Annotated in this window: 11 protein-coding genes and 1 other RNA gene; 6 read left to right on the top strand and 6 right to left on the bottom strand. The window is 46.3% G+C overall.

What is annotated here, in order from left to right:
* The first annotated feature begins 10 nt into the window (after nt 1–10).
* Both AACQ93_RS13995 and AACQ93_RS13990 read left to right on the top strand, forming a co-directional pair.
* Nucleotides 11–3,232, top strand: coding sequence for a type I restriction endonuclease subunit R (locus AACQ93_RS13995; protein ID WP_064606725.1), 3,222 nt, complete (start codon nt 11–13; stop codon nt 3,230–3,232).
* Between the two features lie 646 nt (nt 3,233–3,878).
* Nucleotides 3,879–4,700 carry a hypothetical protein gene (locus AACQ93_RS13990; RefSeq protein ID WP_064605724.1) on the top strand — a complete coding sequence of 274 codons (822 nt, stop codon included), beginning with the start codon at nt 3,879–3,881 and terminating at the stop codon, nt 4,698–4,700.
* A 470-nt stretch (nt 4,701–5,170) separates the two neighbouring features.
* On the opposite strand, the gene AACQ93_RS13985 is transcribed toward AACQ93_RS13990, so the two are convergent.
* From AACQ93_RS13985 to smpB, 3 genes are all read right to left on the bottom strand, one after another.
* Nucleotides 5,171–6,412, bottom strand: coding sequence for an integrase domain-containing protein (locus AACQ93_RS13985; RefSeq protein ID WP_064605722.1), 1,242 nt, complete (start codon nt 6,410–6,412; stop codon nt 5,171–5,173).
* Nucleotides 6,413–6,598: 186 nt separating this feature from the next.
* Nucleotides 6,599–6,968, bottom strand: a transfer-messenger RNA (tmRNA) gene (gene ssrA / locus AACQ93_RS13980).
* A gap of 100 nt (nt 6,969–7,068) precedes the next feature.
* A complete protein-coding gene (gene smpB / locus AACQ93_RS13975) occupies nt 7,069–7,551 on the bottom strand; it encodes an SsrA-binding protein SmpB (RefSeq protein WP_007464721.1) in 483 nt (160 codons plus the stop codon).
* A gap of 222 nt (nt 7,552–7,773) precedes the next feature.
* Between smpB and AACQ93_RS13970 the strand changes: the two genes are divergently transcribed.
* Both AACQ93_RS13970 and AACQ93_RS13965 read left to right on the top strand, forming a co-directional pair.
* A complete protein-coding gene (locus tag AACQ93_RS13970) occupies nt 7,774–8,208 on the top strand; it encodes an SRPBCC family protein (RefSeq protein WP_007464719.1) in 435 nt (144 codons plus the stop codon).
* Nucleotides 8,198–8,521, top strand: a complete 324-nt coding sequence (locus AACQ93_RS13965; RefSeq protein WP_007464717.1) for an RnfH family protein — start codon at nt 8,198–8,200, stop codon at nt 8,519–8,521. The genes AACQ93_RS13970 and AACQ93_RS13965 overlap by 11 nt, the downstream gene beginning before the upstream one ends.
* Nucleotides 8,522–8,640: 119 nt before the next feature.
* On the opposite strand, the gene bamE is transcribed toward AACQ93_RS13965, so the two are convergent.
* The 3 genes from bamE to nadK form a co-directional block, all read right to left on the bottom strand.
* Entirely contained in the window at nt 8,641–8,997 is a 357-nt protein-coding gene (gene bamE, locus AACQ93_RS13960) for an outer membrane protein assembly factor BamE (RefSeq protein ID WP_064605720.1), read from the bottom strand.
* Nucleotides 8,998–9,136: 139 nt separating this feature from the next.
* Entirely contained in the window at nt 9,137–10,804 is a 1,668-nt protein-coding gene (recN, locus tag AACQ93_RS13955) for a DNA repair protein RecN (RefSeq protein WP_007464714.1), read from the bottom strand.
* Between the two features lie 197 nt (nt 10,805–11,001).
* The gene (gene nadK / locus AACQ93_RS13950; protein ID WP_007464712.1) at nt 11,002–11,883 is read right to left on the bottom strand and encodes an NAD(+) kinase; all 882 of its coding nucleotides are present in this window, start codon (nt 11,881–11,883) and stop codon (nt 11,002–11,004) included.
* A 194-nt stretch (nt 11,884–12,077) separates the two neighbouring features.
* Between nadK and grpE the strand changes: the two genes are divergently transcribed.
* Together grpE and dnaK are read left to right on the top strand one after the other, a co-directional pair.
* Nucleotides 12,078–12,701: a nucleotide exchange factor GrpE gene (gene grpE / locus AACQ93_RS13945; RefSeq protein ID WP_064605718.1), complete on the top strand. Its 624-nt coding sequence runs from the start codon at nt 12,078–12,080 to the stop codon at nt 12,699–12,701.
* A 208-nt stretch (nt 12,702–12,909) separates the two neighbouring features.
* On the top strand, nt 12,910–14,832 hold the full coding sequence (dnaK, locus tag AACQ93_RS13940; RefSeq protein ID WP_064605716.1) for a molecular chaperone DnaK: 1,923 nt from the start codon (nt 12,910–12,912) through the stop codon (nt 14,830–14,832).
* Nucleotides 14,833–14,869 lie beyond the last annotated feature (37 nt).

Below are 14,869 nucleotides of genomic sequence, written 5' to 3'. Positions count from 1 at the left end.
TAGGCACATGATGATCACCGAAGATCAATTAGAACTACAATGCCTAGACTGGTTTAAAACGCTAGGATACCAGTATCAAAATGGCTATGACATCGCCCCAGAGGGTGATTCGCCGGAACGCGATGACTACCATCAAGTTGCTCTTAAGTCACGCCTTATCGCTTCACTAGAGCGATTAAACCCTACCATTCCTCACGATACCTTGGTTGAAGTCGCTAATACCGTTACTACACCAGAAACGCCTGTACTGATCAAAAACAATAAAGCGTTTCACAAACATCTGATTGAAGGTGTTCCTGTTGATTACTCAGTGGTTGAAGACGGACAGCTAGTAGCGAAAAGCACCCATATCCGGTTGATGGATTTTGAGAACACAGACAACAACGAGTTTTTGGTGGTGAATCAGTTCACCATTACCGGAAGCAAAGGTAATCGCCGTCCCGATGTAGTGGTCTTTATTAATGGGTTACCTATTGCCGTTATAGAGCTGAAAAACCCGGCGGATGACCATGCAGATATCTGGAATGCCTATAATCAGCTTCAAACCTACAAAGAAGAAATATCCGACCTGTTTGCCTTTAATGAAGCGTTGGTGATCTCCGATGGTTGGACTGCGAGGGTAGGTTCGCTCACAGCTAACAAAGAGCGCTTTCTTCCGTGGAAAACCATTGAAAGTGAAGACGACAAGCCCCTGTTAGAGTTTCAACTTGAGACGATGGTGCGTGGCTTCTTTAAACCAGAACTGCTACTCGATTATATCCGTTATTTTGTACTGTTCGAGAGCGACGGTGACAAGCTCATTAAGAAAATCGCGGGTTATCATCAATTCCATGCAGTGAGAGCAGCGGTTAAGGCAACGGTAATGGCGGCCACAACGGATAGCCTAGGTGAGTCGAAGGGGAATTACGCCAATACCATTGTTTCCGGCAGTAAAAAAGCGGGTGTAGTCTGGCATACTCAAGGTAGTGGTAAGAGCATCTCAATGGTTTGTTATGCAAGCAAACTCCTGCAACAGCCAGAGATGAACAACCCAACGCTGGTGGTGGTGACAGACAGAAATGATCTGGATGGTCAGCTCTTTAACACGTTTACGATGGCACAGGAAACGCTGAAGCAGATTCCTCAGCAGGCAGATGATCGTGATATGTTGCGCGAGTTGCTATTCAATCGCCAGTCAGGTGGGATCATCTTCACCACCGTTCAAAAATTCTCTCTCCTTGATGGTGAGGATGAGCACCCTAAGCTTTCTGAACGCTCCAATATAGTGGTGGTTTCCGATGAGGCACACCGCAGTCAATATGGGAATAAAGCACGGTTAGTTGATGTCAAAGACGCAGAAGGCAACGTGACCGGACAGCGGTATGTCTACGGCTATTCGAAGTATATGCGAGACGCCCTGCCCAATGCTGCGTTTATCGGCTTTACAGGTACGCCTATCGCTATGGACGATAAGGACACCCGTGGTGTATTTGGTGACTATGTCTCAATCTATGACATTCAGGATGCGGTAGATGATGGTGCGACGGTGCCAATCTATTACGAGTCACGTCTTGCAAAGCTTGATATCAACCAAGAAGAAATAGAGCAGCTTAATGACCAAGTCGAAGACGAGATCGGTGAAGACGAAGAGACAGAAGCGAGAGAAAAGATAAAATCTCAGTGGTCAGCGCTAGAAAAATTGGTGGGTGCAGAGCCAAGAATTGAGCAGGTTGCCAAAGACTTGGTTGAACACTTCGCCACTCGCACAGAAACCTTCCCCGGTAAAGCTATGATAGTGGCGATGAGCCGCGAGATCTGCGTGGATTTGTATAACGCCATTGTTACTATCAAACCGGAATGGCACCATGACGATCCTAATAAAGGGGCTATCAAGATAGTCATGACGGGCAGTGCTTCTGACAAAGAGAAATTGCAACCACACATTTACGACAAGAAAACCAAAAAGCTGTTTGAAAAACGCTATAAAGACACGGCAGATGAACTGCAACTCGTGATTGTACGTGATATGTGGCTTACTGGGTTTGATGCCCCATGTTGTCATACCATGTACGTCGACAAGCCGATGCGTGGACATAACCTGATGCAGGCTATCGCTCGTGTAAACCGGGTGTTTAAAGATAAACCCGGCGGTTTAGTGGTTGACTACATCGGCATTGCTAATGAGTTAAAAAACGCCCTCAAAACCTATACCAACAGTCAAGGCAAGGGGCAGCCAACAGTTGATACCGCAGAGGCTTTCTCCATTTTGATGGAAAAAATGGATGTGGTGCGCGGTATGTTTGCGACTCCTGTTGATGGACAGGTATACGATTACCGACCTGATTTTGAATCTAAGCCTTTGCAGTTACTTCCGGGAGCAGTAAACCATATATCCGGATTGAGTCATAAGAACAGCAAAGGTGAGGAGGTGAGGGATGGGAAACGTCGCTTTCTCGATACCATGGCTGCATTAATGAAGGCATTCTCGCTATGTAACACCTTAGATGAGGTTGATGGTTATAAAAGCGAGATAGCGTTTTACGGCGCGATTAAAACCGCTTTCCTGAAGCATTCGACGGTGGACAAGAAACGCAGTGACGAGCAGAGAAACTCTGCCCTTCGGCAAATCTTAAACAATGCCATTGTTGCGGACGGCGTTGACGATATCTTCAAAACAGTTGGGTTAGACAAGCCAAATATCGGTCTGTTATCTGAAGAGTTTCTCGAAGATGTGAAGCATATGAAGGAGAAGAACCTTGCTGTGGAGTTGCTCGAAAAGCTGCTTCGTGATGAGGTTAAGGCCAGAATGAAAAATGATGTGGTACAGGAGAAGAAATACTCTGATCGCATCATGGCGACTCTTCAGAAGTATCATAACCGCAATATCGAAACAGCACAGGTGATTGAAGAGTTGATTCGTTGGGCCAAAGAAATGCAGGCTGATGCGGAGATGATGGATGAGCTCAATCTTTCTGTTGATGAAATCGCCTTCTATCGAGCTTTGGTGACTAATGAAGCCTCTGTTCGTGAACTTGGAGATAACAATCTACGGATGCTGGCAATCGAGTTGACCAATCAACTACGCAAGTCTGCCACGGTAGACTGGCAGAAACGAGAAAGTGTGCGTGCTCGTATGCGTAATCTCGTACGCCGACTACTGCGTCGCTGGAAGTACCCGCCTGATGCGGCAGAAGAGGCAATTAAGCTTGTATTGGAGCAGGCTGAAGTGTTGGCTGATGGTTGGTATGCGTAATAAGAAATGGCAAGGTGAAAAACCTTGCCATTTTTGTATAGGTATGCGGAAGGAGTGTCTTGCACAGTGTTAAACATATTACCTGTACTTACTTATGCCTAGTGGCTCAATTTGGCGAAAGGGCTAAATGATTTTTGCCCCATTCCTGCTTAAAGTAAATGCTTATTCATAGTTTGTTCATCTGATTTTGCCTTAAATTTTCTTATCGTGCTCAACCGGTCTAAGCTTCACAGCTCATTAACGAGTAACCCGAAAAGGCCTGTGCTTATATACAGTTATAAGTTAAAGCCTCTTATTTCTGCAAATCTTGGGGTATTAACGAGACAAAAATTGCTCTCTTTGCTGAGGACAAAACCAGCTTATGCTGCTGAAAATATGAGTATTATTTTCTATTGGTGAGTACATATGAGGTCTCGTTATACGTGCATGCTTGCTTTTACCGAACGTAAAACCGTACATAAATATCAATTTAGGGCTTAAGTGATTGATAATCATAGCAAAGTGGTTAGAATGCATTCGAGATGGTGTGCGTGTGCGTGTTATTGAGCATGCTGCCTAATATGCTGTTAGGTTTCCTTTTTACGCCGCACAGTTACCTAATTGATTTATGACAATTTATTGTTCTGTTGTATAGTTCATGAATTATGTGTCTAAATTTATTAAAAAAGTTATGTTGCAAAGAGCTATTGCTGTTTTTTTATTGGCGTTAATTGTGGGTTGTAGCCCGTCTAAGACTACAAATGTTAAAGAAGATACAAGACAGGAGAAGCAAGCTGCTGCTTTATTGAAGTATGCAGAAAGGACTTGCTTGTCGGATACTTCTCTATCAGGCAAAGATAAAGCTGGTGTTAGTGGGGCAATTGAAGATAAATCAATTGTAATTGGGGCTGAAGTGAATCAGGACGAAAGCAAAGCTTTTTTCAAATACATGGAAAGTGATGCAGCTAACCTGAAAGAGCGTGAATCAATTCGTGAGTGTATGGCTCCATTTCAGAAGAAAATCATTGAGATTTTTAGTGGAAGTTTGAGCCCTGAAGCTTTATCAAATGATATCAATGAGTTCAATATACGTGTTGCAGATGCCAGGGCCTATCAAAATACTATTTATTTTACAGTCTTGTTTGACAATGAAAAATCTACTAAATCACTAAATATTAGTAAATTTTACGTACTTACAGGCTCAAAAGTAGGCTCTTTAAGTTTTGGTCATTCTATGTATGAAGTGGGCTCCAACTCTTCAGAATTTGAACCAATAACCGTTAGACCTGGCGAAAGCATCGTCAAAAAATACAAAGTTGATTACAAAAACTATTTTGAACAGCCTTATGCTCAATTTACTTACTTAACATTTGATATATATAACGCCGATCGTCTAAGGCTAGATTATGCAGATGTAGATTTTACTCGTAAGGGTATAAAGATAGTTCGCGTCGAAAATGACGTTGCTTATGGTGTGTTAGCTAAGTAAACCTACAAAGCATTTAAGAGTGATTCCCAACGCTTGGCATTTTTGTCTTCGCGTTGGGTTTTGTGTTTATGGTGGTATGGTTTAGGTTTGGTGGTAGCGTTGCTCACACCTTAATGCGGCGTTACCAATACTTTTGCTAATCTATTTTTTCCTATATCGAGCAATGAGTCTAACTCAGAAATGTCCAAAAATGAGTTATAACATCATTGTTTGAACTTTTGTTAAAAGTGCGCATGTGCGCAATTGAGTGAGATTATTGCGCATCATTTATTATTAATTCGTATCACTATGCGCAATTTTATGTCTCATATAGTCCGAATTGCTATTTTTTACACATTTTTCGATACCAAGCAGACTTGCGAAGCCACAACGTAGATGTTAAGTGCATAGCTATTTGATATTGTGGGGATTTACAGTGTTCATACTGCCTAAAAATCTCATTAGGCAATATTTAAGCTGATTGAACTAAATTAAATCACAGCCTTTAAATTTTTGAGCCCTGAAACAGATAGAGAGCCTTGTGATGCTTGTTCAATATGTCCACTCCACCAGACCATCATAGGTATCCGACGCTCCATATAATCGGTGCGGTTGTAGGCACTGCGTACTTGGTTTGCATCGACATGGGCAAGAGCTGCTTCAATCAGGTCGGGTTCAAAGCCTTGCTCATTTAAAGTTGTACTTGCGATAGAACGAAGGCCATGACTCACTAAACGCCCAGCAAATCCCATTCGCTTAAGAGCCATATTCGCTGTCTGGCTATTGCATGGTTTCATTGGATCGCGATCTGAAGGGAAGATGTATTCTCGGTTCTTACTGATAGGCATCATTGCTTCAAGAATGGTCAATGCCTGCTCTGTTAGCGGAATACGATGCTCTCGACGTTTTTTCATACGTTCAGCAGGGATTGTCCAAATCTTATTGTCAAAATCAATTTCTTCCCATTGAGCTCCAGCTGCTTCTGCTGGGCGTGTCATCGTGTGTAGTTGGAATTCAATCAAACAGCGCGTAGTACGTTTAATGCTTGCATTCGCTATGGCTGCCATTAGTTCTGGTAACTCTTCAGGTTTGAGTGTTGCCATATTCTCTTTTTTGGGATTTTTGAATGCTGCTTTAATGCCTGTTAGGGGATTTGCGTGTATGAGGCCACAGTTAACGGCATAGTTCATCACTTCATTTAAGCGTTGTGTAAGGCGTTTAACAGTTTCAAGACTACCTTTCGCTTCTATTGGGCGAAGTACATCAATCACTACCGGAGCGGTAATCTGTGAAATTGGGAGTTGCCCAATTGTTGGAAAAATATCTTTATCCAAAGATCGCCAAATATCCTTGGCATAGTCTTCTGTAATACTGTGTTTTTTAATTTCAAACCAGTCAGCAGTAACCTTCACAAGGATATGCTCTGTTACAGCTTGTTCTTGACGCTTCTGCTGCTCACGATGAACTTTTGGGTCAATGCCGTTAGCAACAAGTTCTCTCGCATCCATAGTGCGCTTGCGAGCATTGGCCAGTGAGAGCTCTGGGTATGGACCTAATCCCATGTTGATACGTTTTTTGGTCACGGGGTGGCGATAGTTGAAATTCCACAGTTTCGAGCCATTAGTACGAATACGTAGTTGAAGTCCATCACCATCAGAGAGAACGTAGTCTTTTACTTTTGGTTTGGCGTGCTCAATTTCTTTCTGTGTTAATCGTGTCGTTGTTCTACCCATGAACAGCCGCCTCCATTGCGATTGGTATTCCATGAGTGTAATCCAGTTGACTTGGAATACCAGCTGGAATACCAAAAATTGTGGACGCTGGTGGACGTCTTAGGGGGTTACAGATACAAAAAAGCCCGCTAGGTTAATACCTTAGCGGGCTTTCTGGACGTTAATGAACGTCAACATACGTATGTTTGGTGGAGCTGGCGGGAGTTGAACCCGCGTCCAAAACCAGTCTAACTAATGGCGCTACATGCTTAGTCTATCTATATTCTCGTAAGAGCACTGCGGGTAGACACGCCATGCTAGTACATACCAGAATTCTATTTCGCGGTTCAGCTCTCCGGTCAAAGCTTCCCTCGCTATCTTGTTTGGGTTTGAACTCCTGTGATTCCCCGTCTTACAAGCGGAAGCTAGGGCAGAAGTGCTCTCAGCAGGTTATTAAGCTGCTAGTGCGTAGTTTTCGTCGTTTGCGACTATTTTTTTGCGGCTTTTTTACGAGGCCAACCGCACCTCGGCATGCTCCATGAGCCTTCGTGATCCTGTCGAATCCTAAATCAGCCCCAGAGAACAACAGATGTTATCAGGTAAATCTGTTGTGTCAATATTATTGTCTGCACACTTGGCCCGGATGCTTATAAAACAATCGCTTGGGCCAAGGCGACTTAGCGCATGCTGTGCTTCATGATGCGCTGCTTGTCGCGCTGCCAGTCGCGATCTTTCTTGTCGGCGCGCTTGTCGTGCAACTTCTTACCTTTCGCTGTACCTATTTTCAGTTTAACCCATGAACCTTTCCAGTACATGTTAAGGGCTACGATGGTTTCACCGTCGCGGTTTACCGCACCGGTCAGCCTGTCGATTTCGCGGCGGTTCAGAAGTAGTTTACGGGTACGTGTTGGATCGGCGACAACGTGGGTAGAAGCGGCATTCAGTGGGGTGATGGTAACACCGGAAATAAAGGCTTCACCGTTACGCAGGAATACGTAGCTTTCAGAGATGTTCACTTTGCCGGAACGGATCGCTTTTACTTCCCAGCCCTGAAGCTCAAGGCCTGCTTCGTATTCATCCTGAATAGAAAATTCATGACGGGCGGTTTTGTTTTTTGCAATGGTATTGCTGCCCGGTTTGCTTGGTTTTTTCTTTGCCATAATACTCGTCTATTTTTAATGCTGTCCCGGGCCAGAGGAGGTCGGCCCGGTCGAAGTGCATAAGCGGCGGGGTTACGTTGCGCCCCGTACTGTGAGCTTTGCACGGATTTTGGCTGATTGCTGAGTAATGGTATCATTGAGCTACCTCTTCTTCCTAGGTTTTGCGGTGTTTTGGCGAAATACTTGTGGGATGAGGCACTTATGATGGGTAAAGGAGAAACTATGCCTCAGATTAGTCGCTCTGCACTGGTTCCTTTTAGTGCGAAGCAAATGTTTGAACTTGTTAATGATGTCGAGTCTTACCCTGCGTTTTTGCCAGGGTGTTCAGGGACGAAAATCTTAGAGAGTTCTGATCAACATATGATGGCATCGGTCGATGTTTCCAAAGCCGGTATAAAAAAGACATTCGTCACCCGTAACCAGCTTGTCCACGGTAATAAGATCGACATGCAGTTGGTTGAAGGCCCGTTCCAGCGCTTGGCTGGTGGCTGGCATTTTATTGAGCTGGATGCCGAGGCCTGTAAAGTGGAACTGAAGCTGGATTTTGAATTTACCAATGGCATTGTTGAAGCGGCGTTCGGTAAGGTGTTCCGCGAGCTGACTAACAATATGGTGAACGCGTTTACCCAACGAGCCCGAGAAGTTTATGAGTTCTGAAGAAAAACTGATTCATGTTGAGGTGGTGTATGCGCTGCCTCACGTCCAGCGGGTGATTAAGCTGGCGATCACGCCGGATACTAAAGTACAGGAAATCATTGAGCAGTCCGGTGTACTGGAGATGTATCCTGAGATCGATCTGAAGAAGAACAAAGTCGGCGTGTATAGCCGTAATGTCAGGTTGGATGCTATGGTTCACGACGGTGACCGGATTGAGATTTACCGCCCGTTAATTGCAGATCCAAGAGAGATCCGCCGTAAGCGTGCTGAGCAGGCAAAGCAAGAGGCGCAAGCTGCCAAAGCAGCAAAATAAGCTCGGATTACTGTCTGGTATCAGATAGCGTGTCTAGTCCTAAAATAAAATAGGTTGACAGCGGCAATAAAAAAGCTCGCCAAGGTGATTGGCGAGCTTTTTTGTGTCTGTTGTATTTGTCAGTTAATCGGGTCCATGAATTTCGGACCGGCTTCAAAATCACCTGACAGAGCAACAAGCTGATTCTGGGCGTTGAACTTCAGTACCAGATTCTTCTGGACTGGCTCGTTGTGGCCCGGCTTGTGGTAGTAGACGTAATACCAGGTGTTCGGGTATTCCGGTTCAACCAGCATCGGTGAACCCAGTACGTAACGTACTTGTTCTTTATTCATTCCGTACCTCAGGGTATCGACATCCTGTTGCTCCAGGAAGTTACCCTGATTGATATCGATTCGGTACACCAGTCGTTCAACGACTGAACAGCCACCTAACAGGCTTGCAGCCAGTGTTAGTGCAGCAAGGCTTTTCCAACTCATAGCATCCCGGCAAATTCGTTTTTACTGCTGCGATGATAAACAAGCTCCATGCAGAAGTAAAAAAGCGGTCTAAGAAAAAAACTGTAATTGAGACTGCTGTACAGCCAATTAGTTGCATCAGCCTTTAAGTTTATTCGATTTACGCTGCAAACAGCAGTTCTTTTGCATTTGCCAGGGTGCGGTCGGTGATTTCGCTACCGCCAAGCAGCCTTGCTAGCTCAGATACTCGCTCGTCGTTGGTCAGCGGGTACATGTTGGTTTCAGTTTGTCCCTTGGTGCTCTTCTTGGCAACGAACATTTGCTGATGACCGCAACCGGCAACCTGAGGCAGGTGGGTTACACACATTACCTGAGTGGACTCGCCCAAGGTACGTAGCATTTTTCCGACAATGGCAGCCGTCGGGCCACTGATACCGACATCGACTTCATCGAAAATCAGGCTTGGAGTTTCAATTTTCTGCGCTGTGATCACCTGGATGGCCAGGGAAATACGCGACAGCTCACCGCCTGAGGCCACTTTGCCCAGCGGTTGCAATGGCTGCCCCGGGTTGGTTGAAACCAGGAAGGTGATGGTGTCAAAACCCAGCGGGCTGAGCATACGTTCGGCATCGCTCTGGATATCGATTTTGAAAATACCGTTTTCCATGCTTAGTTGGTGCATGCTTTCTGAGATTTTCTTGTCCAGTTCTTTGGCATACCGCTGGCGGCTCTTGCTTAGTTTTTCGGCATTGGTCAGGCAGAGCTGGCGTTTGGCTTCAACCTGCTCGGCCATTTCTTCCAGTCGCTCATCGCTGCAGTCTAGATCGTCCAGCTCTTTCAGTAGATCTTGGTGCTTCTGGTACAGCTCGTCCGGCATCACATAGTGCTTGCGTGCCAGTGACATGATTTTCGCCAGGCGTTCTTCCAAGTAGATCAGGCGCTGCGGATCCATATCCAGGTTATCAAGGTAACAGCGCAGTTCCTGGCTGGCTTCCTGAACCTGAATTATGGCGTCTTCCAGCATTTCCGGGATCACTTTCAGGTTGGCATCCATTTCACCTAAGTTGATTACTTGTTGGCTTGCCATCTGTAATAGTTGCAGGGCATTGCCTTCGTCGCTGTCGTACAGCATCGACAGGGCAGTCTGGCTTGAAACCGCTAGCTCACCGCTGTTAGACAGGCGTTTGTGCTCTTCTTCGATTTCGGCATATTCGTGCTCGCCTAGCGCCAGTTCGTCCAGCTCTTTTACCTGGTATTGCAGCAGCTGTTTTTGCGCTTCATTTTCGTCACGGCTCTGGGTCAGGCGTTTGAGTTCATTATGGGCCTGACGCCAGATCTGATACGACTGGCGGGTTTTATCCATTAGCAGGTGGTGGCCGGCATACTGATCCAGCATCTGCTGTTGGTAGTCTGCCCGCATTAACTGCTGGTGGGCGTGCTGGCCGTGGATGTTGATCAGCAACTGGCCCAGGGCTTTTTGTTGTGAAGCCGGTACCGGGCTGCCGTTAATAAAGGCGCGGGAACGGCCTTCTTTGGTGATCACGCGGCGAAGAATACACTCATCACCGTCGCTGAGTTCATTGTCTTCCAGCCAGCGTCGTGCCGACTGGTTATTAAGTAGAGAAAACGCCGCCGAGATTTCGGCTTTGTCTTGGTTTGGCCGCACCATGCTCGCTTCTGCGCGATCGCCTAAGCATAAACCGAGAGCATCAATAGATATGGATTTACCGGCACCGGTTTCACCTGTAATGGTGGTCATGCCCGGCTTCAGTTCGAATTCAAGGCTTTTAACAATAGCAAAGTTAGAGATGGTCATATGGGCAAGCATGTGTTCACCTGTTTAAATCAACACCTGTTTTTTCATACAGTATATACTGTATCTATACACAGTAAAGTGCTGGTCATGAAATTTTGCTGTGTAATTTTGATTTTGGATAACTTTCTGAAAATTAGAATTAATTATGGGCAGGAATAAAAAAGCCAGCATAGGGCTGGCTTAGGAGAATTGGTGATTTTTACCGCTGATCAGAACAGTTTGCTCGACCAGCCAAGTTTGCCGCGAAGCACGCTGTAGTAGCTGTAGTTTTTGGGATGGATCAGTTGGAGGTGATCCGGGCTCCGGTAGATGTAAATTTCATCGCCCGGGCTGACTGGCAGGGAAACCTGGCCGTCGCAGCTGACTTCCAGAGTGCTGCCGTTGGTAGGGGATACCAGCAGTTTGATTTTGCTGTTGCCGTCTACAACCAACGGGCGGCACGATAGGGTGTGCGGGAACATCGGCACCAGGGAAATCGCATTCAAGCTCGGTGACAGGATCGGACCGCCGCCGGAAAGCGAATAAGCCGTAGAGCCGGTCGGAGTCGAGATGATCAGGCCGTCAGAACGTTGCGAGAAGGCGAAGTTATCGTCAATGTAAACTTCGAACTCAATCATATGGGCGATCTTGTCCGGATGCAGCACCGCTTCGTTCAGGGCGGCATTGCGGCTTTTTATCTGGCCGTGGCGATGGACCTCGGCCTCCAGCAGGAAACGCTTTTCGGTGATATATTCGCCTTGTAAGACCTTTTCCAGCTCGGAATCAAACGCATCGGGGTCCAGATCTGTCAGGAAGCCCAGGTTCCCGCGGTTTACTCCGATCACGGCGACATCAAAGCGCGACAGCACACGGGCTGCACCCAGCATATTTCCGTCACCCCCGACAACAATAGCCAGATCGGCTTTGTCACCGATCGTCAGAAGATCGCACAACGCCCGCTGCGGTACATCGAGATCGTTAGCCAACCGGTGGTCGACTAGTACGTCATGCCCTTTGGTGGTAAGCCAGTCATACAGCGCTTTATGAGTTTGCAAAGCGTCGGGATTTCTCGGTTTACCGATGATCGCGATTGTCTGGAAATGTCGCTTCATGTCTTTGATCCGAAAATAATAGTGCAGCCAGTATAGCGTCAGGTTTAGATTCTTGTCGCGCTTTGTGAGTGATCTCGGCTTGAATCATTGAACTTCATCCCCATAATATGCGCATATACGTTTTTTCTTGGTAGGACCATTCTCTTTTTTCCTACCAGCCGACAAACAAAATATCTTGGCGGAGAAGCTAAAGCATGAGCAACGAAGATAAGAAAGTACAGGACGAACAGCTGAAGCAAGACACTGTTGAAGCAGAAGCGGTTGAAGCTGAATCTGCTGAGGAAGTAGTAGAAATGACAGAGCAGGAACTTCAGGCTGCACGTATTGCTGAGCTTGAAGCTGCGCTGCTGACTAGCGAAGCGAAAGTAAAAGAGCAGCAGGAAAGTGTATTGCGTGCTCGTGCCGATGTTGAAAACATGCGTCGTCGTACCGAACAGGAAATCGACAAGGCACGTAAATATGCACTTGAAAAGTTTGCCGGAGAGCTGTTGCCTGTTATCGATAACATGGAGCGTGCTATCGAAATGGCAGATAAGAATGATGATGCAATCAAGTCAATGATTGAAGGTGTTGAACTGACACTGAAAACAATGACTGACACTGTTGCTAAGTTCGGTCTGAACCAGATCAACCCGGAAGGTCAGCCATTCAACCCTGAATTCCACCAAGCGATGTCTATTCAGGAAAGCGCTGAGCATGAGCCAAACACCGTAATGCTGGTAATGCAGAAAGGTTACGAGCTGAACGGCCGAGTTATCCGCCCTGCGATGGTTATGGTATCGAAAGCCGCTTCAGGCAACGTTGATACTCAAGCGTAAGCGGGTAAGAATTGTACGAAACCCGCAGCAATTGCGGGTTTTTTTATTTTTTTTGATTTTTTTTCGGTGTCGGCCTTGAAAACAAATTGGCTGCCCTTATTTAGTAGTCATACGACATCGTAAAACAATTTCCGCGGCTCAGCCGCATTGTCAGTCAAATTACTAAGTGGCTGGCAAATAGAGCTAAACGAATTTCGGAGAAAGCCTGATGGGTAAAATCATTGGTATTGACTTGGGTACAACTAACTCTTGTGTAGCAGTACTTGATGGTGAGAAACCACGTGTAATTGAGAACGCAGAAGGTGAGCGTACAACTGCATCAGTTATCGCTTACACTCAAGATGGTGAAACACTGGTTGGCCAGCCGGCTAAACGTCAGGCGGTAACAAACCCTGAAAACACACTATTTGCGATCAAGCGTCTGATCGGTCGTCGCTTTGAAGATGAAGAAGTTCAGCGCGACATCGAAATCATGCCTTTCAAAATTGTTAAGGCTGACAACGGCGATGCATGGGTAGAAGCGAAAGGCCAGAAGATGGCTGCTCCTCAGGTATCAGCTGAAGTTCTTAAGAAGATGAAGAAAACTGCAGAAGACTTCCTGGGTGAGGAAGTAACTGGCGCAGTTATCACAGTACCAGCGTACTTCAACGACTCTCAGCGTCAGGCAACTAAAGATGCCGGCCGTATCGCAGGTCTTGAAGTTAAGCGTATCATCAACGAACCAACAGCTGCTGCACTGGCTTACGGTCTTGATAAGCAAGGCGGTGACCGTACTATCGCTGTTTACGACCTTGGTGGTGGTACTTTCGATATCTCTATCATCGAAATCGATGAAGTTGAAGGCGAGAAGACTTTCGAAGTTCTTTCAACCAACGGTGACACTCACTTGGGTGGTGAAGACTTCGATAACCGCATGATCAACTACCTGGTTGATGAGTTCAAGAAAGAGCAGTCTATCGACCTGCGTAACGACCCTCTTGCAATGCAGCGTCTGAAAGAAGCTGCAGAAAAAGCGAAGATTGAGCTGTCTTCTGCTCAGCAGACTGATGTAAACCTACCTTACATCACTGCAGATGCAACTGGTCCTAAGCACATGAACATCAAAGTGACTCGTGCGAAGCTTGAGTCTCTGGTTGAAGACCTGGTACAGCGTTCTCTTGAGCCAATGAAAGTTGCTCTGGCTGACGCAGACCTGTCTGTAGGCGACATCACTGACGTTATCCTGGTTGGTGGTCAGACTCGTATGCCAATGGTTCAGGCTAAAGTTGCTGAGTTCTTCGGTAAGGAAGCTCGTAAAGACGTTAACCCGGATGAAGCAGTAGCTGTAGGTGCTGCAGTTCAGGGCGGTGTACTTGCTGGTGACGTTAAAGACGTTCTTCTGCTAGACGTTACTCCATTGTCTCTTGGTATCGAAACCATGGGCGGCGTGATGACTAAGCTTATCGAGAAGAATACAACTATCCCGACTAAAGCGAACCAGGTGTTCTCAACTGCTGAAGACAACCAGAGCGCGGTAACTATCCACGTGCTTCAGGGTGAGCGTAAGCAAGCGAACTACAACAAGTCTCTTGGTCAGTTCAACCTTGAAGGTATCAACCCGGCTCCTCGCGGTATGCCTCAGATCGAAGTTACTTTCGACCTGGATGCGGACGGTATCCTGCATGTTTCTGCGAAAGACAAGGCAACTGGTAAAGAGCAGAACATTACTATCCAGGCTTCTGGTGGTCTGAGCGACGACGAAATCGAGAAGATGGTTCAGGAAGCAGAAGCTAACAAAGAAGCGGACAAGAAGTTCGAAGAGTTAGTAACTGCACGTAACCAGGCTGATCAGTTGGTACACGGTACTCGCAAGCAGATTGAAGAAGCTGGCGAAGCACTTCCTGCAGACGAGAAAGAGAAGATTGAAGCTGCTGTAAGCGAGCTTGAAGAAGCACGTAAAGGCGAAGACAAAGAAGCGATCGACGCTAAAGTTCAGGCGCTAATCGCTGCTTCTCAGAAGCTGATGGAAATTGCTCAGCAGCAGGCTCAAGCTCAACAGGCGCAAGCTGGTGAAGGCGAGCAGCAGGCACAACAGCAAGACGACAATGTTGTAGACGCTGAGTTCGAAGAAGTTAAAGACGACAAGAAATAAGAATAAGTAACTCTTAATCTTATTTGAGCGCGGGCGT

It is taken from the genome of Photobacterium sp. J15 (genome assembly GCF_963870815.1).
Taxonomy (GTDB): domain Bacteria; phylum Pseudomonadota; class Gammaproteobacteria; order Enterobacterales; family Vibrionaceae; genus Photobacterium; species Photobacterium marinum.
Note: the sequence above shows the minus strand (reverse complement) of the source record. Positions and strands in the feature narration are given on the sequence as shown.